Raw genomic sequence first — 22,420 nt, 5'->3', positions numbered from 1 at the left:
GTATGAGAATCGGAGTTGTGTCCGACACGCATATGCCGAAAAAGGGGAAGGAACTTCCGCCCGCGCTTTTGGCGGCTTTCCGGCGGCTTGATTTAATTATTCATCTGGGCGATTGGACCTCGCTTCTGGTGTATGACCAGTTGGCGGCTCTGGCCCCTGTCGAGGGAATTGCCGGGAACAACGACCCTGGGGAGATCGTCAGGCGGTTTGGTTACCGGAAAATATTGACCTTGGGCCACGGCCGGGTGAGAGTCGGATTAACCCACGGCCATTTGCCGGAAGGGCGGGGGACGGCCCGGGAAAAAGCGGGGCGGGCTTTCCCCAACGAACGGCTGGACGCGATTTTGTTCGGGCATTCCCATAAGCCGCTATTGGAGCGGGAAAACGGGATTTTGCTGTTCAATCCGGGATCCCCGACAGACAAACGGAAGCAGAAGTACTACTCGGCTGGAATCCTCGATGTGACGAATTCGGGGTTAACGGCCAAGCATCTCTATTTTGAACGAAGCAACTGAGCCCGGGCGGGGCTCTTTTTTTCTTATAACTAGGAGGGTCAAACCCGTTGACGTATAATTGACCACCATTTAATATAGGAATAATACTTGCTTTAATACTTTCATCTATAAAAGCGGTAATAGGTTCGCGGTCTAAACAGTTGAAGCGACAAATTACTAAAAGGGAGAGGGGATCTAGAAATGAAGTTCAGGAAGAAGGTCAGTATGTTTTTGGCGGTATCGGCTTTATTGGTAGGTGTTGTAGGCTGCGGTAACAACGGGGGAAACAACGCGGCATCGGGAGCTAAGGGCGGTGAAGCCGCTCCGGCCAATTCCGGGGCCGCGGTGGAGACGGAAGGCAAAACGTACAAAATCGCGATCTCGCAATATGTGGAGCATCCGTCTTTGGACGCGACGCGCGAGGGTTTCATGGCGGCGCTGAAGGATGCCGGGCTGGTAGAGAACGAAAACCTGAAGGTGGATTACAACAACGCGCAGGCCGACCCGACCAATAATATGTCCATCGCGCAAAAAATCGCCGGCGAAAAATATGATTTGGTGCTTGCCATCGCTACGCCGCCGGCCATCGCGGTAGCGAGTCAGGTCAAAGAATCGCCGATCCTGTTTGCGGCGGTCACCGATCCGCTCGATGCTAAGCTTGTTAAAAACTTGGAGAAGCCGGGCGGCAACATCTCCGGCGCTTCCGATACGAACCCCGAGGCGATTTCCAAGCTTATGGATTTTATCGCCACCAACTTCAAGGATGTCAAAAATGTCGGCGTCGTCATGAATCAAGGGGAGCCGAACGCCGTCGTTATGACCGGATTGGCGGAAAAGGCGCTCGAGAAGCACGGGATTAAGCTTGTGAAAGCTTCCGTCACCAACACGTCCGAAGTGAAGCAGGCGGCCGAATCGCTCGTGGGACGCGTGGACGCCATTTACATTACCCTCGACAACACCGTTGTTGAAGCGGTTAATACGGTGATTCAGGTCGCTAACGAGCATGATATTCCTTTCTTCTCCAGCGACCGTGACACGGTAGAGAACGGAGCTTTTGCCACCGTCGGATTCAAGTATTACGATCACGGCTACCAAGTCGGCCAAATGGCGGTCGAGGTCTTGAAGAACGGCAAGAACGTCGGCGATATGAAAGTGACGATGCCGGATAAGCTGGATGTGATCATGAACCTGAAAGCGGCCTCCGAACAAGGCATTGAAGTAACCGACGCGATGAAGGACCAGGTTCAGGACAAGGAGAACAACATCATCGAATAGGTGCGGACGTTTTGCTGAATATTTAGGAGGTAATCACCATGATGAACTCATTACTCGGGGCCGTGGAATCGGGCTTGATTTATGCGCTGATGGCACTTGGCGTATACATTACTTTCCGGATTCTGGACTTTCCGGATTTGACCGTTGACGGGAGCTTTACGACCGGGGGCGCGATCGCCGCGGTTATGATCTCGGGGGGGAGCTCCCCCTGGATCGCTTCGATCTGCGCCATGTTGGGGGGATTTGTTGCCGGCGCCGTGACGGGCCTGCTGCATACCAAAGGCAAAATTAACGGTCTGTTGTCGGGGATCTTGATGATGATCGCCTTGCATTCCATCAATATGCGGATTATGAATAGTCCGAACGTCAGCTTGCTAGGGGAAAGTACGGTTTTCGAATCGATCAAGCCGCTCGTTCTCATGCCGATCATCGTCATCCTCGTCAAGGTGCTGCTCGACCTGTTTCTTCGCACGGAGCTGGGGCTTGCTCTCCGCGCGACGGGCGATAATCAGCGGATGATCCGCAGCTTCGGCACCCACACGGACAATACGATCATTTTGGGTCTCAGCCTTTCCAATGGCCTTGTCGCGTTGTCCGGCGCTTTTATCGCCCAGCAGTCCGGCTTTGCCGACATCTCTTCGGGGATCGGCATGATCGTCATCGGCTTGGCGTCGGTCATCATCGGAGAAGCGATTTTCGGCGCGAGAACCGTATTTTTCGCCACGCTTGCGGCGGTACTGGGCTCGATCGTATATCGCATCGTCGTGGCTTTGGCCTTGCGGATCGAATGGATGGAGCAAACCGACTTGAAGCTGATTACGGCCGTCATCGTCGTATTCGCTCTGGTGGTACCGACCGTCCGCCGCTCCTGGAAACAGAAAGGTCTGGCCCGCAAAAGAACGCTGGAGATTGTGTCCGGGGCCGAGCAGAAACAGATTGGAGGGGGTCTCTGATGCTGAAGCTATCGAGCGTATCCAAGCTGTTTCATCCCGGTTCGCCGGACGAGAAGATCGCCTTGGTCAATGTGAACCTGCATTTGCAGCCGGGTGATTTTGTGACCGTCATCGGAAGTAACGGGGCCGGCAAGTCGACGCTGATGAACATGATCTCCGGCGTCCTTAAACCGGATGCCGGGCAGATCCTGATAGGCGGCCGGGATATCGGCCATCTGCCGGAGTACAAGCGGAGCCGCTGGATCGGCCGCGTCTTCCAGGATCCGATGGCCGGGACGGCCCCGCACATGACCATCGAGGAGAATCTCGCGATGGCCTATTCCCGGGGGAAATCCCGCGGCCTGCGGATCGGCGTCTCGGCCAAGCGCCGCGGCATGTTCCGCGACGAACTCAGCCGCCTGGGCATCGGCCTGGAAGGGCGGCTGAAGGCGAAGGTCGGTACGTTGTCCGGCGGTGAGCGCCAGGCGCTAAGCCTGCTGATGGCGACGTTTACGAAGCCGGAAATTTTGCTCCTTGACGAGCATACGGCCGCGCTCGATCCGGCCCGGGCCGAACTGGTCACGCGCCTGACGCAGTCGATCGTCAGCGAACTGAAACTGACGACTTTGATGGTCACCCATAACATGGAGCAGGCGATCCGACTCGGCAACCGCCTGATTATGATGGACCGCGGCCGCATCATTCTCGACATCGACGAGAAAACGAAGCGCGACCTGACCATGGAACGGTTAATCGGGGAGTTTGAGCGGATCAGCGGTCACAAGCTGTCCGACGACCGGGTCGTCCTCGGCTCCTGACCACATAAAACAGCCTATTGTATGCGTGGCGTTTCCCTATCGCATACAATAGGCTTATTTTATTTCCTTATAATGAGGAATCCATAAGGAGATTAACGGACCCTCATATTCTCATCGCGGCGGATTCCGTCCTTAAGCAGCCAAATATGGAATGCGTATTCAAACAGCCCCAAGACCAGAGCGATCAAGAATATTTCACCCATGGAGAGCGTCCAGCCGGCATTGGCGGAGATCGCCCAAATGAACGCGAAGGCCAGGACAAAGTCGGAGAGGCTGGCGACGATATTGTTGGTTCGAGGCAGGATGAACAAATCGCCCAACAAATAAGCCAATGCGGACAGCGCAACGGCCGTCAGAAGCGAACCGATAAAAGAGGCATTGCTGAGAAGCATCATCATAGCGACGACGATGACCCCGTTCCCGAGCAGCTTTACCAAAATTTTATCCATGATTTCACCTCCTTTGAATTGAAACCTGATTTTACTGTTTATATAGAACCTAGGCTTCCCTGCTACATTACCTCATATGCGGGATGCATGAAACAGGAGGGAGATAAACAATATTAGTAAAGGCGCAACGGGTTTAAAAACGACAATACGAAATTATAAGGAGCGGAGATAAACATGGTACAGGATTGTATCATCGTAGGTGGAGGGATAGCCGGGCTGCAGGCGGCGATTCAGTTGGGACGGTATGACGTTCACCGAATTCTCGTGCTTGACGCTGAGCGGGGGAGGTCCGTGCTCTGCCGGAATTACCGGAACATTCTCGGATTTCCGGAAGGGATATCGGGCCCGGAGCTGCGAAAAAGAGGGCGGTTGCAGGCCGAATCCCTGGGAGTGCTCTTTCAGACAGCGGAAGTGGTCAAGGCGGAACGGGCGGAGGAGACGTTTAAGCTGACCGATCAGGCGGGGAACACCTATATTACGCGAACGCTGCTGCTCGCCACCGGAATCACCGATCGTATTCCCGGGATTGCCGGTATGGCCGACGTGCTGGGCTCCACGGTCTATATTTGTCCAGACTGCGACGGCCATGAGATTCAGGACCGGGACACGGTGTTGATGGGCGCCGGAGATGCGGGAGCGGACATGGCTCTAGTATTGGCGGAACGCGCCCGTTCCTTAGTGTACATTAACCATGAAGCCATCCGGGTCACGGAGGACCGAATGGCCAAGCTGCGGGCAGCCGGCATACGATACGAAACCGGGATCATTTCTGAAGTCGTGGCCAAGCAAGGCGACCGGATCGATGCGGTTATTTTGGAAGATGGGCGAACCTTTGCCGCCGAGCGGGGATTTATCGCGTTTGGAGGCAACCGGGTTCATTCGGATCTGGCGGGGCAGTTAGGCGTTGAACTTAGCGGAAACCGGCATGTGCTGACCGATCCGCGGAGCAAAAAAACAAATGTGGAGGGCGTGTTTGCTGCCGGAGATCTGGGAGTTCACGCGGAGCAGGTGACCGTCGCCATGGGCGAGGGATCGCTCGCGGCGATTTGGATACATAAAGCGCTCCGTCCGTGATATAATCAGAAATCGGAGGGGATGACCATGATATTGGAAGTAGCCGAGCTGAATGTCAAGCCGGGTTTAATCAATGAATTTGAGAGCAATTTCCGCCAAGCTTCCAAAATCATTTCGCAAATGCCCGGGTACATAGAGCATGAGCTCCACAAATGCGTGGAAACGGCGGATAAGTATCTGCTGCTCGTCAAGTGGCATTCGATTACCGATCACGAAGTAGGCTTCCGCAAATCGCCGCAATATGAGGAGTGGAAGGCTTTGCTGCATCATTTCTACGATCCTTTTCCAACGGTCGAGCATTATGTCCAGATCCGAATTTAAAGACTATATGATCGATGACGCGACGTTGGAGGATTTGAAGGAGATCGTGGAGATCTATAACGAAACGATTGCGGGCCGGATGGTTACCGCCGATTTGGAACCGATTACCGTGGAGAGCCGGCTTGGCTGGTTTAAGGAGCATTCGCCCGATTTTCGTCCACTGTGGGTGATGAGAGCGAACGGAAAGGTCATCGCGTGGCTTAGTTTTCAATCCTTCTACGGAAGGCCGGCTTATTTGGCAACGGCTGAAATCAGTATTTACATCTCGGGCGAATACCGTTCCCGGGGAATCGGCAGTATCTTGCTGAGGAGGGCATTGGCGTATTGTCCGCGAATTGCCGTCAAGACGGTTTTGGGATTTGTGTTTGCCCATAATGGACCTAGCCTGGCTCTTCTGGAGAAGCACGGCTTTGAGAAGTGGGCCTTTTTGCCCCGCGTAGCCAATATGGATGGGGTGGAACGAGATTTGGTCATTCTGGGGAGAAGAGTCGAACCAGGCGACGGAATGGGGAACGAAGGCGTTGAACGAGCTTATTGAACATTTCACCGGATGGCTGTTGGAAATTACCGGACTTACGGGCTTCGGTATTCTGTTGATTACGCTTCCCCTGGCCCTGATTCAAGGGATCGTGGGAGTTTTTCCTTTTGCTACTTTAGTTATGCTGCATATTTCCGTGCTGGGTGTCAAGGAAGGATTGCTGGCCAGTTGGGTTGCCGGATCTTTCGCCGGCATGGTGGTATATCTGCTCTGTAAATTTTTGTTTGCCGACCGGTTTCACCGCAGATGGTTGTCCAAACTGAACAAATACGAAAAATGGCAAAAAAGCCTGGACAGATACGGCGTATGGGCCGTTATTTTTCTTCGTACTATCCCGATCATGCCCAACAACCTGATCTCGTTCATGTCCGCCATTTCCAACATCAAAACGCGTTCGTACACCTGGTCGAATATCGTAGGCAATTTGTCGAGTATTTGGCTGTTCGGCATCCTCAGCGCTTCCATCGTTTTTCCCGGCATGGATTTGCGAATCCTGATACTTTCCTACCTTGTTTTCTTGATCGTCCTGCTGGCGTTGTTCTTTGTCCGGCAGCGGCTGCTGATTAAGAAAGACCGGGGAATGTCCGCGCAAGCGAAATAAAAGCTGCGTTTCCCTATCAGGGAGGCGCAGCTTTTTGGTGTAAGCTTATTTTTTGTGAAAAGATTAGCATTATTTGCTAAAATAAGTAGCAAGCTATACATACGTGTATAACATGCTGACAAGTGGGGGAGACATTTATGAATTCTGCGGAAACGCCGGCTAAGCCGGGGCAGCGAAAGCTGCTCTTCAGCGCCGGACTCAGCTGGATGTTCGATGCGATGGATGTCGGCATCATTTCATTTATTGCGGCCGCTCTGGCTACCGAGTGGAGCTTGACGCCGCAGCAAACCGGGTTATTCACCAGTATGAACTCCGTCGGGATGGCTGTAGGGGCCGCGATCGCCGGAATTATGGCCGATAAATACGGAAGGAGAGCGGTGCTGCTTTGGACGCTGCTGATCTTCTCCATCGCCAGCGGATTATCGGCCGCGGCCACCAGTTTTGCGGTGTTGCTGCTGCTTCGCTTTATTGCCGGTTTTGGGCTCGGCGGAGAGTTACCTGTGGCCTCCACGCTCGTTTCCGAATCCGTCCCGGTGAAAGACCGGGGGAGGGCGGTGGTCCTGCTGGAAAGTTTTTGGGCCGCCGGATGGATCGCCGCCGCTCTAATCGCCTATTTCGTCATCCCGAAATACGGCTGGCAGACCGCCTTTATCATCGGTGCCGTTCCAGCGCTCTATGCGCTCTATTTGCGCAAATCGATTCAAGACCCGCCGCGGTTTAAGGAGCAGGCCCGCGCCGGCGCCGCGGCAAGACTGTCCGTCCGGGAGCGCTTCGTATCGGTATGGGCAAGCCCGCACCGAAAATCCACGATCATGCTGTGGGTTCTCTGGTTTACGGTGGTATTTTCCTATTACGGCATGTTTCTGTGGCTGCCCAATGTGATGCTGCTTAAAGGCTTCAGTTTGGTAAAAAGCTTCGAGTACGTGCTGATTATGACGCTGGCCCAATTGCCGGGCTACTTTACGGCGGCTTACTTCATCGAGAAGTTTGGCCGTAAATTCGTCCTGGTCGTCTATTTGCTCCTGACCGCGGCCAGTGCCGCATGGTTCGGCAATTCGACCAGCGAGGGAATGCTGATCGCCGCCGGCATTTGCCTTTCCTTCTTCAACCTGGGAGCATGGGGCGGCATGTACGCTTATACCCCGGAGCTGTATCCGACCCGCGTGCGATCCACGGGAGTGGGCTTGGCCGCCTCCTTTGGCCGGATCGGCGGGATTATCGGGCCTTATCTGGTGGGCATGCTCGTCGCCCGGGAGGTCGCGATCGGGGCGATTTTCTGGATTTTCTTCGCCGCGATTCTCATTGGGGCCGCGGCGGTGTTGTGGCTGGGAACCGAAACCAAAGGCCGGGAATTAACCGACTGAAAAAAGCAATGCTAAAAAGTCTCCATCGCTCATATAAAAAGGAGCGTGGAGACTTTTTAGCATGCCGTGTCAGCTCCAGGAATCGGTGTCGAGACTCTCGCCCGGCTTCAGGGCATGCCCTTGAATTTGGAGCTTGCCGAGGCGGTTCACGAATTGTTCGCCGTCTTGGGCGATCAACCCGAACGTGTTGTAATGGACGGGAACGACGTGTTTAGGCTCCAGCCATTCGGCCGCAATGAGCGCTTCTTCCGGCCCCATGGTAAAGTAATCGCCGATCGGGAGAAACGCGAGATTGATCGAATGGCGCATCTTGATCAGCTTCATGTCGCTGAACAGAGCGGTATCTCCCGCGTGATAAATAATAAAGCCGTTCAGGTCAAGCACGATGCCCGCCGCAACGCCAAGGTAAACATTCGTTCCGTTTATCACTACGGAGGAACTATGCAGGGCGGGGGTGAATGTCAAGCGGCCGAAGGGAAACTGAAACGATCCGCCGAGATTCATCCCGACCGTGGTCAATCCCTTCGCTTTAAAGTAGTCCGCCAGCTCCACGATGCCCACGATCGTAGCCCCGGTGTGTTTGGCGATGGCCTCGGCATCCCCGAGATGGTCGAAGTGACCGTGAGTGAGCAGCACGTAATCCGCTTCGATCTCGTCAGCTTTCGCTGCGGCGGCAGGATTTCCGGTCAGGAAAGGATCAATAATCAACCGGTACTGGCCTGTGTCGATGTGTACGCAGGAATGTCCCAAATAGGTCAATTTCATCATGGATCGCTCCTTTACTCATTGGAATTACACTCTTTTCCATTATAAACGGAGCGATCCAAACTCTCAAAATCTAGGATTACCCCCCCGGTCAGTTTTCCGGCCAGGATACCGTAGCGATGTGCGGGCGGTCATAGGCGGAGGCCCAATAATATCCGCCGGCCACGATCCGCTGAGGCCAGAAACCGACCATGCCGGAGGCAGGCGGGAGTGCTTCGGAGGTCGCCGTGGCGTAGCCGTCGGCATCGGTCTGCAGATCCACGTATTTGCCGCCGTTATAAACAAAGCGGCCATGCACCTCTGCGGGGATGCCTTCGCCGGTTTCCAGATCGATCACCTGCAGGGTGACTTTCGCCCGGGTACCGTCAAACGTAACGTTCATGTCGCCGACGATCATCGGGCGCAGATAGGTGGAGGTGGTGACGGATGCCACCTCGGCGGAAGCCGGGCCGATATTTCCGCTGATGTCCACCGCCGCCACTCTGTAGTAATAAACGGTATCCGGAAGCAGCCCGGAATCCCGGTAAGACAAATCGCGGGATCTGCCCCCGATAAGAGAGTCGTCCGGTACGAATCCGGGCTCCGTGCTGCGATAAATGATATATTCTTCGATATCGGAATCGTCGGTGGCGCGGCCGTAATTCAAATCGATGGAGCTATGATTGACCGTCGAAGCCGTAGGGTCTCCGTTCAAGGGAGAAGGCGGCGAAACGTCGGGCGGATCCATCGTCCACTTGAAGCCGCCGGGCCCCCATTCGGAGGGAAGCCAGCGAATGGAATCGTAATGGTGCATGGCGATACCGCCAAACGCCGGATGCTCCGCAAATGCGGCGTACACCTTATCCAGCTCCGCTTCCATATAGGTTCTGCCTTCCTCGCGGAACGTGATCGTTTCGGGATCTCCGCTGTTGGCGATATCGAGCGTTTCCACGCCGACGACGACCGAACCGGGTTTCCCGATAGAAGCCGCGTAATCCAGTTCGCCTTGCGCCTGAACGATAATGCCCGCGCTGCCATCCGCGGTGTCCCGGTAATCCATGATCGAGATGTAATCGCTCATATCCTGAACATGCTCGGAGAGCCATTTGGTTTCACCGTTCCAGGTGATATCCTGGGCGACATCGCTGCTGTCGAACCAGCGGGGAATAGCGGGACCGAAGGGAAGGTGAATCCCGGCCGTATCCCTGCGTTCAATCATTTTTTGCAGAATGTCCAGGTATTGAAGCTGTACTTCCGGTTTTTGCGCACGGAATTCGGGCAGAATATAAGGCTCGATATCGACATTGACCCCGTCAAACCGCTCTTCGGGTGCGGAGGACAGATTGTAGTTGATCACCTTCTCCATCTCGCGGATGGCATAGCCGTGAAAGGGAGCGAGCGCGCCATAGTAGGGAGGAACGGTCCCCCCGGCGATACAGGCATGCACCTGATAACCGTTGTCGTGGGCCCATTTCACAAATTCCCGGACCCGTTCCGGCTCATCTTCAAGAATATCCACGCCTTCATACGGGAACACTCCGATGTAAAACGTGGTGATCGGATCGGACCCGAAGGTGTCCGTATCGTCCGCAAGCGCTTTCAATGCATGTTTCGAACCGGGATTCAAAAAGAGATTATACGCGGCTTTTTCCCAAATCCAGATCGCCCGGTCTTGAGGTTGGAGCGTATTAGGCTCCACATTCTTCAGTCCCGTGTAAACATACGAGGTCGTGCTGCGGCCTTCGTTTCCGTATTCATCGATCGCTCTGGCTTCGATGCTGAAGGTTTCGTTCTTGGATTTCTTGGTGTTCCAAATGTACTCGTACTGCCCTTTTCGGGGCAGAGCCGTTGCCCAGGGACCGCCGTTGATCCGGACCTCGACACGATCGATGTCGTTTTTGGCGTCTACCCGGACTTTGACGGGAAGCTTCGTGGATCTTTTGATTTTTGACCCGTCTTCGGGACTGACAATTTGCACCTGCGGGATGCTAACCTGCGGATTATCCACGTAGACGGCAGTGGTGGCACTGGATACGCCGTAACGGGTGGAGGTCTGGGTGCCTTTGGCCACAAGGGAGATCGTTCCATCGAACCTGGAGGTGTCGAGATCGGCAAACCACGTGCCGCTTTCCGAGCCATAGGTGGCTTCCATGACGGTGGGGATTTGCCGGAGCCCGTTCACGACCAGCTTGATATCATAGGTTTCGGAATACTGCCCGCTAATCCTGACTATACCCGGGGGAAGCTGTTCACCCTCCGCAGGGGAATCTAGAGTCAGTCTGGATTCGGCAAAAGCGCTTGGAGCCGGTATTGCGATCAGAGGGACGAGACAGAGGAAGATACAAGCAAACAACCACCTGAACCGAAAGACGCCGGAGAAACGGTGAAGCACAACCTGTTCACGTCTTGGCATAGGGAACCCTCTCTTTCCGGAGCGGCAGCATCGGTCGTTTCCGTTTAGGGGATATGAAAGATAGTGGATACGCTCCAACATCTAATTTTGTAATATTGTGATGCACTTTTTTTGCAGTTGCAATAACCTTAAATTGTCCTTTTTTTGTCAAACATTGATAAAAATATAAAACCCCGTTCCAGCCGGAAGATCAGGACTGAAGATCGGGGTTTTGTTAACCTATTGCTTATTGCGCTACTTTTTGAAGGGCGAGGTCCATCCAACCGACGAGGTCATGGACGGCGATCCCGCCGAAGGAGGAATGTGAGCCGCCCATTTGTTCCAGCAGGACGAGCTGTTCGTTCAATACATCAATGCCTTCTTCGTAAAAAGTAATGGAATTCCCTTCTTTTGAAGGTTTGGTTTCGACACCGGTGTAGATTTTCTTGTTCATGCCTTCACCTTCGGCAAACTCCGTTTTGGCCGTATCGTAGATCGCTTTGGCGCTGTCCCGGTAGGACATGAGAGTGACGCTATCGAATTTGGAGATCATCCAGGAACTTAACGATTGCTCGCTGTCCGGCACTTTGTAATTATCCAGCCAGAAAGGAAGCGCGGCCGAAAGCGGAAGACCTATGTCCGAAGCCTGGGCGACCAGTTGATTGATATTATTCTGCCACTGGTTCACCAGGGCGGCGTAATCCGTTTTCCAGATCGGCAGCAGATAAGGTTCGATGTCTACTTGGATTCCTGCCAGCTTTTCTTCCGGGGCTGCACTTCGTTGATAATCGCGAATCCATGTCATAAACGCGTCCAATTTCGGACGGCTTGTTTCGAGCGCCCAATCCGGGGCGCCGTTCAAGGCATGAATCTCAATGCCCATTTCCGTGGCCTGGCGAATAAAAGAACGGTAGGAGGCAAGATCCACTTTCGTACTGATTTGCAGATACAGGATTCCGACGCCTTGGGACTTTGCAAAGTCAAGCAATTCGGACGAGTCAGTCTGGATAAGAGCGGTGTGCCACAACCAGGTCGTTCTCGCTTTGGAGACGCTCCCGGATTCAGCGTGAACGAACGGGCCGACCAGAAGCGAGCAAAGCAGAAGAGCAGCAAGCAGCACGGCAAATTTGCGGGGGGTAGCGATAGTTTTCACGGAAGATGTACACTCCTTTATTGATCTTCGAGTTGTGGAATTGCGACTAGGAGTAGCGGACGACACAAAAAGGGAACAGATGGAACTCCAGGCCTTACCTCCCGCAAAAGAAAGTCCTCCAGTCTTTAGGTCGAATATCCCTGAATGTCGAGGGAATTATGACTTAAGAAAGGGTTATGCTCATATTTTCGTCAGGATTGTCGAATTTTGACATAGGTCAAAAGGATTATTTTTGCTAAAAAAATAGAAATATTAACAGGGGTATCCAGTTTTCGACGGGTTCACCGGGAACTATAGGCCGGTGGTCCGGTTTATGCGATATAATGAAAAGAAGCTTCAAAGGCCTACAGGTCGGTTATCATAGAAATAAAGGATTTTAAAAGGAGCGGGGCGAAATGAAAATTATCATCACCCAAAGCGAAGCGGTGGAAAGAGGGATCTGGAAACAGGTGATGGAAGCGTTCGGCATCTCTTCCGAAGACGAGATTTGGGAGACGGAACAATTCATTCTGACGGAGGATCAGGCCAGGGAGATGGGGCTGATTCGGTAACACAACGACACTCCCGCATGAAAATAAGGAGTACGCTGGGAAAACATAAGGAGGAGCTAATGCATGAAGGTGGAAATTTGGTCGGACTATGCTTGTCCGTTTTGCTATTTGGGGAAAAGACGATTTGAAAAAGCGCTTGATCTCTTCAAACATAAAGACGAAGTCGAAGTGATCTTCCGCAGTTTTGAGCTTGATCCCTCCATGTCCAAGGAGGTTCAATCGAGCATGCAGGAACTGTTGGCGGCCAAATACGGAATGTCGCTGGAGGAGGCCAAAGCCGCCAATGACCGGGTAGCGGAACAGGCGGAGCAAGAAGGGTTGGTATACAGATTTGCCACGATGATCCCTACCAATACCTTCGATGCGCACCGTTTAACGCAGTATGCCAAAAAGCAAGGGAAGATGGCGGAGATTTCCGAGCGGTTGTTTAAAGCGTATTTTACGGACTCCTTGCATATCGGAGATACCGAAACGTTAATTTTCCTGGCGCAAGGGGCAGGTCTAAACGGGGAAGAGGTGAGCGACCTGCTTAAATCGGACGATTACGGCGAACAGGTGCGTGCGGATGAGAGGCTAGCCGGGGAGTTGGGGATCCGTGCGGTGCCTTGCTTCGTGCTGGACGGAAAATATGCCGTGACGGGAGCCCAGCCCACAGAGGTGTTCCTGAATACGCTGGAACAGGTTTGGGCCGATCGCGAACCCGTGTAAATGGAGTTTCTTTCAGAGGAGTTTACGAAAGAGGGGAACAAAAAACGCTGGTCCCAGGGACCAGCGTATATTATCATTCATAAAAAATAATCTTGTAAAATAACATTAAATGTGTTAGAATGACGGATAGTCAAATAAAAGGCAAATCAATTCAACATTGCTTATATAATAGCATAATAGCACTAATTTGTCAAATAGGGTATGCCGTCGTTAGAAAAAAAATTGTTACTGTTTTCCATTACTAGGGTGGGGGTCTGAGCCATGACAGAGGATTTGACAAAAGGCAGTGAACTTGATTTTACAGATGACCTGAGTCTGCCGCCGGGCGTCAAAATTGATGATCCGGTTCGCATGTATCTTAAAGAAATCGGGCGCGTCCCCCTTTTGTCCGCGGATGAAGAAATTCAGCTTGCCCAGCGTATCGAGCAGGGGGACGAAGATGCCAAACGCCGTCTCGCCGAGGCGAATCTCCGGCTCGTTGTCAGCATCGCCCGGCGCTATGTTGGCCGAGGTATGGTATTCCTGGATCTGATCCAAGAGGGGAATATGGGCTTGATTAAAGCGGTGGAGAAGTTCGACTATTCCAAAGGCTTTAAATTCAGCACCTATGCCACCTGGTGGATTCGTCAGGCGATCACGCGGGCGATTGCGGACCAGGCAAGAACGATCCGGATCCCGGTTCATATGGTGGAAACGATCAATAAACTGATCCGGGTATCTCGGCAATTGCTGCAGGAGATCGGCCGCGAACCGACTCCGGAGGAAATCGCCAAGGAGATGGATCTTACGCCCGAGAAAGTGCGCGAAATTATGAAAATCGCGCAAGAGCCGGTATCGTTGGAAACGCCGATCGGCGAGGAGAACGATTCCAATTTGGGCGACTTTATCGAGGATCACGATGCTCCGGCTCCCGCTGAAGCCGCGGCTTACGAGCTGCTGAAGGAACAGCTGGAAGAAGTGCTGGACACGTTGACCGAGCGGGAAGAGAACGTGCTTCGCTTGCGTTTTGGCATGGACGACGGACGGACTCGTACGCTCGAAGAAGTGGGTAAAGAGTTTGGAGTTACCCGCGAACGGATCCGTCAGATTGAAGCCAAAGCGCTGCGGAAGCTGAGACATCCGAGCCGCAGCAAACGACTGAAGGATTTTATGGAATAAACCGCAGCTTGAAACAAAAAAGCTCCCTCCAGGACCCCGTCCTGGAGAGAGCTTTTTTTATTTTGTCTTTTTTCCAACGGTTCGGCATTTTCGGGGACGCAGAGATTTGATGATTTTCCCCGATAAGGGTTGTACGCACATAAACTTTTGCTTGCTTCCGCGTCCCGGGGAGTTAAGCTGGCATTTTCGGGCCGATGCGACGCGGGTCCCAAATACCCGCATGAACCAATCCACCGGGTAAGCGATCGACAACCGCCCTTCATCCGATCCGGCAAAATTGACCGCAGCGGCCAGGTTTCCGCACCGCGTCAGCCAGACGGACCCCGAATCCCCGCTTAAGGAAACAGGGCGTTTTCCGCGGATCACGCTTTGGTTTTTGAAAGTGATTGTCCCTAGCCCTCCGTAATCCCCGTAGTCAACCTGGATATCCGTATGGATCGACTCCACCGTCCCCGTCACGACACCGGTCGTACGGCCGACTTTTTTCAATTTGTCGCCGATTTTGTAGGTCCGCACATAGCCGGGAACGCGTCCGAACACGGCGTATTCCGGACGAAGCAGGCTGCGGCGAAACGGCTTGGAAGTAGCGGCGTCAAGGAAGTTGGGTTTCGTCTTCCGCAGCCGGACAAACCGGTCCATCACGCCGATTTGATCGCGTGGTAGCGTCCCGCCGTCGGCGCCGCCGGGCTGAAGCGTAAGGGAGCGGCGGTCCGTGTTCTCGTTTACGAGCACATGGTTGTTGCTGAGGATATATCGGCTCTTCGGACAGCCTTTGTCGCTAATGATGAGTCCCGCCGTTCCGGAAACATTCGGGGTTCCGACACTGTAACCGGCAATCACCGGGCGAATGCGCCGTCTAAATTTTAATCCGTCTAAGCCGTGTTTACGAAACTTGCCTGTTCGTACGATACGAACCGGGACTGCCGATTTTAATTTGGCCGGCAAAACCACCGCGCGAGTGGATTTGGCTTTTCCACGTTTTCGCCCGGCGGCGGCAGAGGTGGCGGCATCCGCATAAACGATGACCGCCGCCCCTTTCCGGGGCTTGGCCGGATCTTTGAAACCGACGCCGATCCCGTGAACGCCGAGCTGTTTAAGCATCCGTGCGGCGTAGCGCTGCTTGAGCAAGTAGGCCTTACGATAGCTGGACAATGGCATCACCTTTTCTTTGGAGTTGCTTTATTCTATGCGCGGAGGGCGAATAGGGGATGATGGAACCAAGTTTATTGACGGGCCTGATTGCATGGGATAAACTATTCTGGTTTACTGCGCTGAAATGTATTTATTTTGGAGGAAAAAAGGGGCGTTTACATATGAAACTAAACAAAGGGCGCGCCTGGAGAGGAAAATCGGCGGATCCGCTTTCGTATGCGGCTTATCCGGGCTCGTTTCTAAAATGGCTGCTGCTGGGGAGCGCGGTCGGCGTTATGGCGGGAAGCGCATCGGCGGTTTTTTTGCTAAGTCTCGATTTTGTTACGGGGCAACGGGTAAGACATGAGTGGCTGCTCTATCTGCTTCCGGCCGGGGGCGCGATGATCAGCTATTTGTATATGAAATTCGGTAACAATAGCGGCAAAGGTAATAATTTAATTCTTGAACGCATTCAAGACGGAACCGAACGGATCCCGCTTCGCATGGCCCCATTGGTGCTGCTGGGTACGCTTGGAACCCACCTGTTCGGCGGATCGGCGGGAAGGGAAGGAACCGCGGTACAGATGGGCGGGAGTCTGGCCGAGTGGTTTGGAAACATGATAAAGATTAATGAACCGGAACGAAAAATTCTCTTGATGTGCGGCATAAGCGGCGGTTTCGGCTCGGTGTTCGGCACTCCGCTGGCCGGAACCGTATTTGGGCTGGAGGTGGCCGCGTTCGGGCTGATCAGTCATCGCGCATTAGTTCCTTGTTTTGCCGCCAGTTTTGTAGGTGACCTGATTGCTACTGAGATCTGGGGAGTACATCATTTGCATTACGGGATGGGCCCCGTCCCGGCTTTGTCGGCTGCGGTATTGCTGAAGGTGGTGTTGGCCTCGATCCTGTTCGGGCTCGCCGCCTTAAGCTTTAGCGGGCTTACGCATGCTTTGAAGCGCCAGTTCACCAGGTTGTTGCCGAATCCGGTGCTGAAAAGCGCGGTGGGCGGTATTCTGATTATCGCGTTCGTTTACGTACTGGGAACCCGCGATTATTTGGGGCTGGGGACTTCCCTGATCGCGGATTCTTTTCAAAGTGAGGGTGGTGTTATATCGCCGCTCGCATTCCTTTGGAAACTTCTGTTTACCGCGTTGACTCTGGGCACCGGATTTCAGGGAGGGGAAGTGACCCCGCTGTTCGCTATCGGATCGACTCTGGGGCATTCCTTGGCGGGATGGCTGCATTTATATGCTCCTTTTCTCGCCGCGTTGGGATTTGTCGCGGTTTTTAGCGGGGCCGCAAATACGCCGTTGGCTTGTTTTATTATGGGGATCGAGCTGTTCGGTTCCGAAGGGGCGCTCTATCTTTTTATCGCCTGTATGGTCAGTTACGTCTTCTCGGGACACAGCGGGATTTACAGTTCCCAGCAAATCGGCTCCTCCAAAAGCGGCCGATGGCCGATGGCCGAAGGCATGACCCTGGCGGCGTGGAAGAATCGCAAAAATAAATAACGCCATAAAGAAGAAGGATCCGGTCGAGCCGGATCCTCTTTGCATTGCTGCATATTAGGGGGCATCCATTAAGTGATAATGGTGATCGACGGAGCCGAAATGGTCGGCTGCGTCGTAATCGCCGAGGTTACGCCGGCAAAGCTGGAGATTTCCAGTTGAACCGGGACTCCGGGAGTCAGGTCCGTCGTGGCCAATACCAGGCTTGCCGTAGTCAATGTCGAAAGGGAAGCTTGCTGAAGGACGCCGTTGATATACACGTTGAAGTAATCGCTGGCCGTCAACGCGGGGAGTGTCGTAACGGCCCCGTCCGCATCGTCGACAAAGCTGGCGGCGGGAATCGTCGTCTCCGTGGCTCCGATCATACCCGCCGTGATCGTGGCAAAAAACCGGCTGGTTTCGGGAGTTACCGTAGTGGTGACGGCTCCCCCGGTGGCAACCGGTGCCGTAGCTACGGCTGTAAATACGGGCTTGATTACAGGCATGCTGTTCACCTCCTTGTCGGAAGGGGATATCGAAACGATTTTCGACTCCATTTATTAAATGTTTCTTTCTCGGCGGTGAGACGGCGGTTTTCCCTTGCCAGTAGTCTCTTTTTCATAACAGAAGGTCACTCGCCTATCCCGCGGTTGGGTGAACGGCATATGATAAGGAGCAGAGGAATCAAACGGAGGTGGCAGCTTGATGGGAAAAACCGCAAGACGGAAAAGGATAAGACTTCTCAAGCGATGCCGGCGCCGCCGCCCGACACGGCCCCTGAAAAAAAGGAGAACTTGTCGAGTCAGGCGCTCCCGAAAACATTTGACGAATCCGGAAGGATCGCCGAATGGCGGAGGAGGACAGGGCTCGTCTGGGTACAGCTCTCCCCCCGGCACTCCGGGGAGCCCCGGGGCCGACGGGCCGCGGGGGAGCGAGGGAGCGATAGGGGCTGCGGGCCCGGATGGAAAGCAGGGTCCACCGGGGGAGAAGGGCCATGCGGGAGCGCCGGGTCAGCCGGGACCGCATGGCCTTCCAGGGCACGCGGGACCGGTAGGACCGGCGGGGATGGAAGGCAGGCAGGGTCCGCCGGGAAACGCGGGCCATGCGGGAGCGCCGGGTCAGCCGGGACCGCAAGGAGTTCCAGGGCACCCGGGATCGGTAGGACCGGCGGGGATGGAAGGCAGGCAAGGGCCTCCAGGGAACGCGGGTCCCGCGGGAGCGCCGGGTCAGCCGGGACCGCAAGGGCCTCCAGGGCCCTCGGGGCCGGTAGGACCGGCGGGGATGGAAGGCAGGCAAGGGCCGCCAGGGAACGCGGGCACCGCGGGGGAGCCGGGTCAGGCCGGACCGCAAGGACCGCCGGGAGCTGCAGGACCGATGGGACCGACGGGTCCGATGGGTCCGGTAGGTCCCCAAGGCACACCTGGCCCGGCAGGCCCTGAAGGGCCGGAAGGACCAACCGGTCCGCCGGGTCCACCGGGAGGCGACTTCACGGTTGTACCTGCCGTCTATCGATATTTTTATTTGCCGGAGGAGAATCTCCATTCCCAAATCACGATTCAGGCCAATCAATTTACGGATGATGAAGGGAAGACCGCAGCGGCTTTCGCCGGGTTATCCGAGAGCAGTTACACCAATTTATTCATCAATGGCGTTTTGCAGGAAAAACGTCTGTATTCCATCTCCTCCACGGCTTTGACGCTGGACCTTGGTTCGGATATCATACTCGCGGGGACTCCTGTTATTATAGAGAACGTGGAAATGAAAGTACTTATTAAGTCGGGGTAAATAGGCAATTTCCGGGGGCCGGGAATTTCCCGGTCCTGAAGACACCAAGGAGAAGGAGATTAGAGGCAGGCATGAGCATTCAGGGCATCAATCATTTTTGTTTTTCCGTTTCCGACTTGGAGAGGTCCATCACATTTTACCGCCAGGTTTTCGAGGCTAAGCTGCTTGCGAAAGGAAGGTCGTTGGCATATTTTGACCTCAACGGCCATTGGTTGGCGCTTAATCGGGAGGAGGTTGAGCGGAACGAAGCTCCCCGCACATACACCCATATCGCTTTTTCCGTTAAAGACGAAGATTGGGCGCATGTTCTGGAACGGCTTCGGACAGCGGGGGCGGAAATCCTGCCAGGTCGAACGCGGGACGAGCGGGACGGCAAATCGGTTTATTTTTTGGATCCGGACGGGCATATGTTCGAGTTCCATACGGGGACGCTCGCCGACAGGCTGGCCTACTACAAGGCGGACAAGCCGCATATCGAGTTTTTCGATTAGTTTACGATAAATTTTTCGGGTTGGGCCAAACGGAAAAATACGCTACACTGATAAGGATAGTAATCAAGCCACCATTATGAAGAGAAGCAGGTTATAGCCATCATGAAAAAGTTCAAGAAGTTCTACATCGAGACGACCAGCATTTGCAATTTGGCGTGCAGCTTCTGTCCGCCGACTCAGCGGCAAGCTCAATTTATCAAGCTTGAGGATTTCCGTAAAATTTTGGACGAGATTAAGCCCCATACCGACTATATTTATTTTCACGTGAAAGGGGAGCCGCTGCTGCATCCCAAAATCGATCAACTGCTGGATGTCAGCCATGAAAAAGGATTTAAAGTCAATATTACGACAAACGGAACGCTGCTGCATAAAGCCGCACATAAGCTGCTGGGCAAGCCCGCCTTGAGGCAGATCAACTTTTCGCTGCACAGCTTTGACGGACATGAAGGCTCCACGGACCGGGAAGAGTATATCACGAGCGTGTTGTCCTTTGTTCGCGAGGCCACGGCCATATCGGATCTGATCGTCTCTTTCCGGTTATGGAATCTGACGCAGGATAATGAGACGAATCTGCAGAGAAGCCGCAACCGCGCCACATTGGAGCTGATTGAACGGGAGTTTGGGCTGGATTTTCGCATTGAAGAAAAGGTCATCCCCGGCAGCGGCATCAAGCTGGCCGAACGCGTCTATTTGAACCAGGACCACGAATTTGACTGGCCAAGTCTAACCGCCCCGGAAGACGACGGCCGGGGGTTTTGCCATGCGCTGCGCAATCAGGCGGGGATTCTGGTGGACGGAACGGTCATTCCCTGCTGCCTGGATGGAGAAGGCGTGATCAATTTGGGGAATGTGCACAACATCCCATTCTCCGAAATTATCGAGGGCGAGCGGGCCACCCGGTTGTATGAAGGGTTTTCCCAGCGGATCGCCGTGGAGGAGTTATGCCGGAAGTGCGGATACCGTAAACGTTTTGGAGGGGCAGAGTGAAAGGGATTACTACCTTCGGCTGTGGCACCCGTATTTTGCTTTTAGTGCCAATCTGTATTTCCTTTGAAAGCTGGGCAGGGGAATCGTGATAAAAGCTTTTTAAACCGCGATTTTGTCGAATTCGGCTTAGCGCCGGGAAATAGCGGCTTTTTAGGGCCTTATTTTAGGGGAAAACGGGCCGAAAACCGATTTTTGGACTCGCATCAGAGAAATAAGGCCTTTTTTAGCCACTAGCGTTGCATTAAGTAATTTGATTATGAATAATTCCCCTAAATTTACTTTTAATCAATATTTTTACATTATGTTTTTCTTGGTTAAACAAAAAAAGCTAAGGGGGAAAAGGCCCTACGCATTATCCTTTTTTTTGAAAATTACTATTCCTGTTCATTTGTCATTAGCGTATGATCAGTCTCGGCTCCATTGACTTCTTTGCTTTTTTTGGTGGCCTGCCATTTCGCTTGGTTCGCCCCTTCGAGGTTCGTGTTGGCTTGCGGTAGAGGGCTTTCATCAGATCTTCCCACGGCTTTTCCGCATAGATACGAATCAGTTGAAGAAGATCCCACATCGATTTTTTACAGTCCAGGGTCAACTTGACGAGCAAGCATAAAGCATAGGCGATTAAAGCGATATACATTTGGTTCCAGATGACTTCTGGCGTATATCCATGTGGTTTAACTAATCGAATATGCTGTTTGACCCACTTAAAAAACAACTCGATGTGCCAACGATTTCGGTAAATCTCAGCGATTTGGTGTGCAGACAAGTCAAAACGGTTCGTTACAAGGCGATAAGTACGCTTCTGGTCATCATAAAACTCAATTAGGCGAAAAACCCCAGGCAAGCCCGGAAGCTTCACATCAGCATCACGGATGAAACCCTTCTGTCTTTTGGGCAGTTCCCTTTCCCGGATGATCGTTAGCCGGCTATTTTCCTTGACGCGACATACAAATTTGATCTTGTCCTCTAGCCATTGTTGAAAATGCTCGTACACTTGGTAACCACGATCCATCACATAAGTCGCGTCTTTGTCGACCGTGAATTCAAGAGCCACTTCATGGTCCGCGATATCCTTGGTGGAGGCGATGATTTTACCCGGATACATGGTTTTGGAGTCCACCACGACCAAGGAGGTGTGCATCTTCGCGCCGTGATTGGTTTCTGAACAGTAGCACCATTTTGCGAGAATAGGTGGCAGAGTAACTCCCGTCGAATCTAAGAGATTTAGTTTACCAATACCCGGAGTAATTCCCTTCAAGTTCTTCGTTTGCTGCTTGATTCGTTCCATGATCGAGAAAAAGAGCGTTTGAAGATTTGCCATAGGCAGTTGCTTCATTTTTCGTGATAACTGGGCAGCACTGATACTTTCGAGTTGAAGGAATTTCTGAAAATCGCGATTGGCGGCTAAATGCTCTGCTATCACTTTATAGGAACCGCGCTGGTGCAACTGAGCCTCAATAAACAGAAGAGTCGCAGAACCGACAAAAAATTTCCGGGCACGATAATCCAAAGATGTATTACGAGAAGGGTCCACATTTAATAACTTTAGACATTGACAAATGACAGTTTGATTAGGTACGTTATCCATAGTCATCTCCTTATTGTTGAGGCGTTTTTATGGATAACGCGAGGGTAACTCAACAATAGGAGATGTCTTCTTTTTTGTCTGCGAAATTTAATGCAACGCTAGTGTTTTTTAGCCGCTATTTTTCCCGAAAAAGCGAATTTGGGTGAAATAGCAGCCCAAAAGGCCGCTATATAACGGGCGGCAAGTGAGATTGCGGGATGGGCAACACCATGTCAGGTTTAAAACAACGCCAGTGCTTTTTGACCGCTATTTTCTCAGTGGAGGCGAATCCGACCGGAATAACGGCCCAAAATGCCGCTAAGTCAGCAACAGCGGGAGCTGGGGAAATTGTGGTGGGGGCTTGAAGAATTGAGTCCGCTAAGCCGAGGCGAAAAATCTTAAAAAA

Annotated in this window: 23 protein-coding genes; 16 read left to right on the top strand and 7 right to left on the bottom strand. The window is 53.2% G+C overall.

The window, feature by feature from the left end; translation table 11 throughout:
• Positions 1 to 2 precede the first annotated feature (2 nt).
• The 4 genes from FRY98_RS00360 to FRY98_RS00345 all read left to right on the top strand — a co-directional run bounded on the left by FRY98_RS00360 (position 3) and on the right by FRY98_RS00345 (position 3,519).
• Positions 3 to 515 carry a metallophosphoesterase family protein gene (locus FRY98_RS00360; RefSeq protein ID WP_148449637.1) on the top strand — a complete coding sequence of 171 codons (513 nt, stop codon included), beginning with the start codon at positions 3 to 5 and terminating at the stop codon, positions 513 to 515.
• Between the two features lie 180 nt (positions 516 to 695).
• Entirely contained in the window at positions 696 to 1,769 is a 1,074-nt protein-coding gene (locus FRY98_RS00355; RefSeq protein ID WP_148449635.1) for an ABC transporter substrate-binding protein, read from the top strand.
• A gap of 38 nt (positions 1,770 to 1,807) precedes the next feature.
• Complete coding sequence (locus tag FRY98_RS00350; protein ID WP_148449634.1) at positions 1,808 to 2,722, top strand: ABC transporter permease; 915 nt, start codon at positions 1,808 to 1,810, stop codon at positions 2,720 to 2,722.
• On the top strand, positions 2,722 to 3,519 hold the full coding sequence (locus FRY98_RS00345) for an ABC transporter ATP-binding protein (RefSeq protein WP_148449632.1): 798 nt from the start codon (positions 2,722 to 2,724) through the stop codon (positions 3,517 to 3,519). The genes FRY98_RS00350 and FRY98_RS00345 overlap by 1 nt, the downstream gene beginning before the upstream one ends.
• 92 nt (positions 3,520 to 3,611) lie before the next feature.
• Here FRY98_RS00345 and FRY98_RS00340 read toward each other — a convergent pair whose 3' ends face one another.
• Complete coding sequence (locus tag FRY98_RS00340; RefSeq protein WP_148449630.1) at positions 3,612 to 3,968, bottom strand: DUF2512 family protein; 357 nt, start codon at positions 3,966 to 3,968, stop codon at positions 3,612 to 3,614.
• A gap of 174 nt (positions 3,969 to 4,142) precedes the next feature.
• Between FRY98_RS00340 and FRY98_RS00335 the strand changes: the two genes are divergently transcribed.
• The 5 genes from FRY98_RS00335 to FRY98_RS00315 all read left to right on the top strand — a co-directional run bounded on the left by FRY98_RS00335 (position 4,143) and on the right by FRY98_RS00315 (position 7,866).
• The gene (locus tag FRY98_RS00335) at positions 4,143 to 5,042 is read left to right on the top strand and encodes an NAD(P)/FAD-dependent oxidoreductase (protein ID WP_148449628.1); all 900 of its coding nucleotides are present in this window, start codon (positions 4,143 to 4,145) and stop codon (positions 5,040 to 5,042) included.
• 27 nt (positions 5,043 to 5,069) lie between these two features.
• The gene (locus FRY98_RS00330; protein WP_148449626.1) at positions 5,070 to 5,363 is read left to right on the top strand and encodes an antibiotic biosynthesis monooxygenase family protein; all 294 of its coding nucleotides are present in this window, start codon (positions 5,070 to 5,072) and stop codon (positions 5,361 to 5,363) included.
• Entirely contained in the window at positions 5,344 to 5,901 is a 558-nt protein-coding gene (locus FRY98_RS00325; protein WP_148449624.1) for a GNAT family N-acetyltransferase, read from the top strand. The genes FRY98_RS00330 and FRY98_RS00325 overlap by 20 nt, the downstream gene beginning before the upstream one ends.
• Complete coding sequence (locus FRY98_RS00320) at positions 5,885 to 6,502, top strand: TVP38/TMEM64 family protein (RefSeq protein WP_148449623.1); 618 nt, start codon at positions 5,885 to 5,887, stop codon at positions 6,500 to 6,502. Before FRY98_RS00325 ends, FRY98_RS00320 begins: the two co-directional genes overlap by 17 nt.
• A 137-nt stretch (positions 6,503 to 6,639) precedes the next feature.
• Positions 6,640 to 7,866: an MFS transporter gene (locus tag FRY98_RS00315; protein WP_148449621.1), complete on the top strand. Its 1,227-nt coding sequence runs from the start codon at positions 6,640 to 6,642 to the stop codon at positions 7,864 to 7,866.
• A 69-nt stretch (positions 7,867 to 7,935) separates the two neighbouring features.
• On the opposite strand, the gene FRY98_RS00310 is transcribed toward FRY98_RS00315, so the two are convergent.
• From FRY98_RS00310 to FRY98_RS00300, 3 genes are all read right to left on the bottom strand, one after another.
• Positions 7,936 to 8,631 carry a metal-dependent hydrolase gene (locus tag FRY98_RS00310; RefSeq protein WP_148451131.1) on the bottom strand — a complete coding sequence of 232 codons (696 nt, stop codon included), beginning with the start codon at positions 8,629 to 8,631 and terminating at the stop codon, positions 7,936 to 7,938.
• A 91-nt stretch (positions 8,632 to 8,722) separates the two neighbouring features.
• Positions 8,723 to 11,023, bottom strand: a complete 2,301-nt coding sequence (locus FRY98_RS00305) for an Ig-like domain-containing protein (protein WP_170286987.1) — start codon at positions 11,021 to 11,023, stop codon at positions 8,723 to 8,725.
• A 226-nt stretch (positions 11,024 to 11,249) separates the two neighbouring features.
• Entirely contained in the window at positions 11,250 to 12,155 is a 906-nt protein-coding gene (locus FRY98_RS00300) for a hypothetical protein (RefSeq protein WP_148449619.1), read from the bottom strand.
• Between the two features lie 395 nt (positions 12,156 to 12,550).
• Here FRY98_RS00300 and FRY98_RS28335 point away from each other — a divergent pair, with 395 nt between their 5' ends.
• The 3 genes from FRY98_RS28335 (at position 12,551) to rpoD (ending at position 14,572) form a co-directional block, all read left to right on the top strand.
• On the top strand, positions 12,551 to 12,706 hold the full coding sequence (locus tag FRY98_RS28335; RefSeq protein ID WP_170286986.1) for a hypothetical protein: 156 nt from the start codon (positions 12,551 to 12,553) through the stop codon (positions 12,704 to 12,706).
• 63 nt (positions 12,707 to 12,769) lie between these two features.
• Positions 12,770 to 13,414, top strand: coding sequence for a DsbA family oxidoreductase (locus FRY98_RS00295; RefSeq protein ID WP_148449617.1), 645 nt, complete (start codon positions 12,770 to 12,772; stop codon positions 13,412 to 13,414).
• A gap of 261 nt (positions 13,415 to 13,675) precedes the next feature.
• Complete coding sequence (rpoD, locus tag FRY98_RS00290) at positions 13,676 to 14,572, top strand: RNA polymerase sigma factor RpoD (protein WP_148449615.1); 897 nt, start codon at positions 13,676 to 13,678, stop codon at positions 14,570 to 14,572.
• A gap of 57 nt (positions 14,573 to 14,629) precedes the next feature.
• Here the strand turns inward: rpoD and FRY98_RS00285 are convergent, their stop codons facing one another.
• Positions 14,630 to 15,724 carry a chymotrypsin family serine protease gene (locus tag FRY98_RS00285; protein WP_148449613.1) on the bottom strand — a complete coding sequence of 365 codons (1,095 nt, stop codon included), beginning with the start codon at positions 15,722 to 15,724 and terminating at the stop codon, positions 14,630 to 14,632.
• 161 nt (positions 15,725 to 15,885) lie between these two features.
• Between FRY98_RS00285 and FRY98_RS00280 the strand changes: the two genes are divergently transcribed.
• A complete protein-coding gene (locus tag FRY98_RS00280) occupies positions 15,886 to 17,211 on the top strand; it encodes a voltage-gated chloride channel family protein (protein WP_148449611.1) in 1,326 nt (441 codons plus the stop codon).
• A gap of 68 nt (positions 17,212 to 17,279) precedes the next feature.
• Here the strand turns inward: FRY98_RS00280 and FRY98_RS00275 are convergent, their stop codons facing one another.
• Positions 17,280 to 17,693 (bottom strand): DUF4183 domain-containing protein, encoded by a 414-nt coding sequence (locus FRY98_RS00275; RefSeq protein ID WP_148449609.1) that lies wholly within the window; start codon positions 17,691 to 17,693, stop codon positions 17,280 to 17,282.
• Between the two features lie 316 nt (positions 17,694 to 18,009).
• Here FRY98_RS00275 and FRY98_RS29150 point away from each other — a divergent pair, with 316 nt between their 5' ends.
• The 3 genes from FRY98_RS29150 to FRY98_RS00260 all read left to right on the top strand — a co-directional run bounded on the left by FRY98_RS29150 (position 18,010) and on the right by FRY98_RS00260 (position 20,450).
• Complete coding sequence (locus FRY98_RS29150; protein ID WP_170286985.1) at positions 18,010 to 18,972, top strand: DUF4183 domain-containing protein; 963 nt, start codon at positions 18,010 to 18,012, stop codon at positions 18,970 to 18,972.
• Between the two features lie 71 nt (positions 18,973 to 19,043).
• Positions 19,044 to 19,463 (top strand): metallothiol transferase FosB, encoded by a 420-nt coding sequence (gene fosB / locus FRY98_RS00265; protein WP_148449605.1) that lies wholly within the window; start codon positions 19,044 to 19,046, stop codon positions 19,461 to 19,463.
• A 102-nt stretch (positions 19,464 to 19,565) separates the two neighbouring features.
• Complete coding sequence (locus tag FRY98_RS00260) at positions 19,566 to 20,450, top strand: radical SAM/SPASM domain-containing protein (RefSeq protein WP_148449603.1); 885 nt, start codon at positions 19,566 to 19,568, stop codon at positions 20,448 to 20,450.
• 394 nt (positions 20,451 to 20,844) lie between these two features.
• Here FRY98_RS00260 and FRY98_RS00255 read toward each other — a convergent pair whose 3' ends face one another.
• The gene (locus FRY98_RS00255) at positions 20,845 to 22,035 is read right to left on the bottom strand and encodes an IS4 family transposase (RefSeq protein ID WP_170286984.1); all 1,191 of its coding nucleotides are present in this window, start codon (positions 22,033 to 22,035) and stop codon (positions 20,845 to 20,847) included.
• Positions 22,036 to 22,420: the final 385 nt, after the last annotated feature.

Origin of the sequence: Paenibacillus faecis (assembly GCF_008084145.1) — a bacterium.
GTDB lineage: Bacteria > Bacillota > Bacilli > Paenibacillales > Paenibacillaceae > Fontibacillus > Fontibacillus faecis.
This window is presented reverse-complemented; position numbering and strand designations above follow the sequence as displayed.

Coding starts and splice junctions, on each gene's coding strand:
- FRY98_RS00345 (WP_148449632.1), top strand. CDS start 2,722: ATGCTGAAGCTATCGAGCGTATCCAAGCTGTTTCATCCCGGTTCGCCG.
- FRY98_RS00310 (WP_148451131.1), bottom strand. CDS start 8,631: ATGAAATTGACCTATTTGGGACATTCCTGCGTACACATCGACACAGGC.
- FRY98_RS00350 (WP_148449634.1), top strand. CDS start 1,808: ATGATGAACTCATTACTCGGGGCCGTGGAATCGGGCTTGATTTATGCG.
- rpoD (WP_148449615.1), top strand. CDS start 13,676: ATGACAGAGGATTTGACAAAAGGCAGTGAACTTGATTTTACAGATGAC.
- FRY98_RS00260 (WP_148449603.1), top strand. CDS start 19,566: ATGAAAAAGTTCAAGAAGTTCTACATCGAGACGACCAGCATTTGCAAT.
- FRY98_RS00355 (WP_148449635.1), top strand. CDS start 696: ATGAAGTTCAGGAAGAAGGTCAGTATGTTTTTGGCGGTATCGGCTTTA.
- FRY98_RS28335 (WP_170286986.1), top strand. CDS start 12,551: ATGAAAATTATCATCACCCAAAGCGAAGCGGTGGAAAGAGGGATCTGG.
- FRY98_RS00280 (WP_148449611.1), top strand. CDS start 15,886: ATGAAACTAAACAAAGGGCGCGCCTGGAGAGGAAAATCGGCGGATCCG.
- FRY98_RS00325 (WP_148449624.1), top strand. CDS start 5,344: ATGTCCAGATCCGAATTTAAAGACTATATGATCGATGACGCGACGTTG.
- FRY98_RS00315 (WP_148449621.1), top strand. CDS start 6,640: ATGAATTCTGCGGAAACGCCGGCTAAGCCGGGGCAGCGAAAGCTGCTC.
- FRY98_RS00305 (WP_170286987.1), bottom strand. CDS start 11,023: ATGCCAAGACGTGAACAGGTTGTGCTTCACCGTTTCTCCGGCGTCTTT.
- FRY98_RS00295 (WP_148449617.1), top strand. CDS start 12,770: ATGAAGGTGGAAATTTGGTCGGACTATGCTTGTCCGTTTTGCTATTTG.
- fosB (WP_148449605.1), top strand. CDS start 19,044: ATGAGCATTCAGGGCATCAATCATTTTTGTTTTTCCGTTTCCGACTTG.
- FRY98_RS00255 (WP_170286984.1), bottom strand. CDS start 22,035: ATGGATAACGTACCTAATCAAACTGTCATTTGTCAATGTCTAAAGTTA.
- FRY98_RS00335 (WP_148449628.1), top strand. CDS start 4,143: ATGGTACAGGATTGTATCATCGTAGGTGGAGGGATAGCCGGGCTGCAG.
- FRY98_RS00360 (WP_148449637.1), top strand. CDS start 3: ATGAGAATCGGAGTTGTGTCCGACACGCATATGCCGAAAAAGGGGAAG.
- FRY98_RS00275 (WP_148449609.1), bottom strand. CDS start 17,693: ATGCCTGTAATCAAGCCCGTATTTACAGCCGTAGCTACGGCACCGGTT.
- FRY98_RS00340 (WP_148449630.1), bottom strand. CDS start 3,968: ATGGATAAAATTTTGGTAAAGCTGCTCGGGAACGGGGTCATCGTCGTC.
- FRY98_RS00330 (WP_148449626.1), top strand. CDS start 5,070: ATGATATTGGAAGTAGCCGAGCTGAATGTCAAGCCGGGTTTAATCAAT.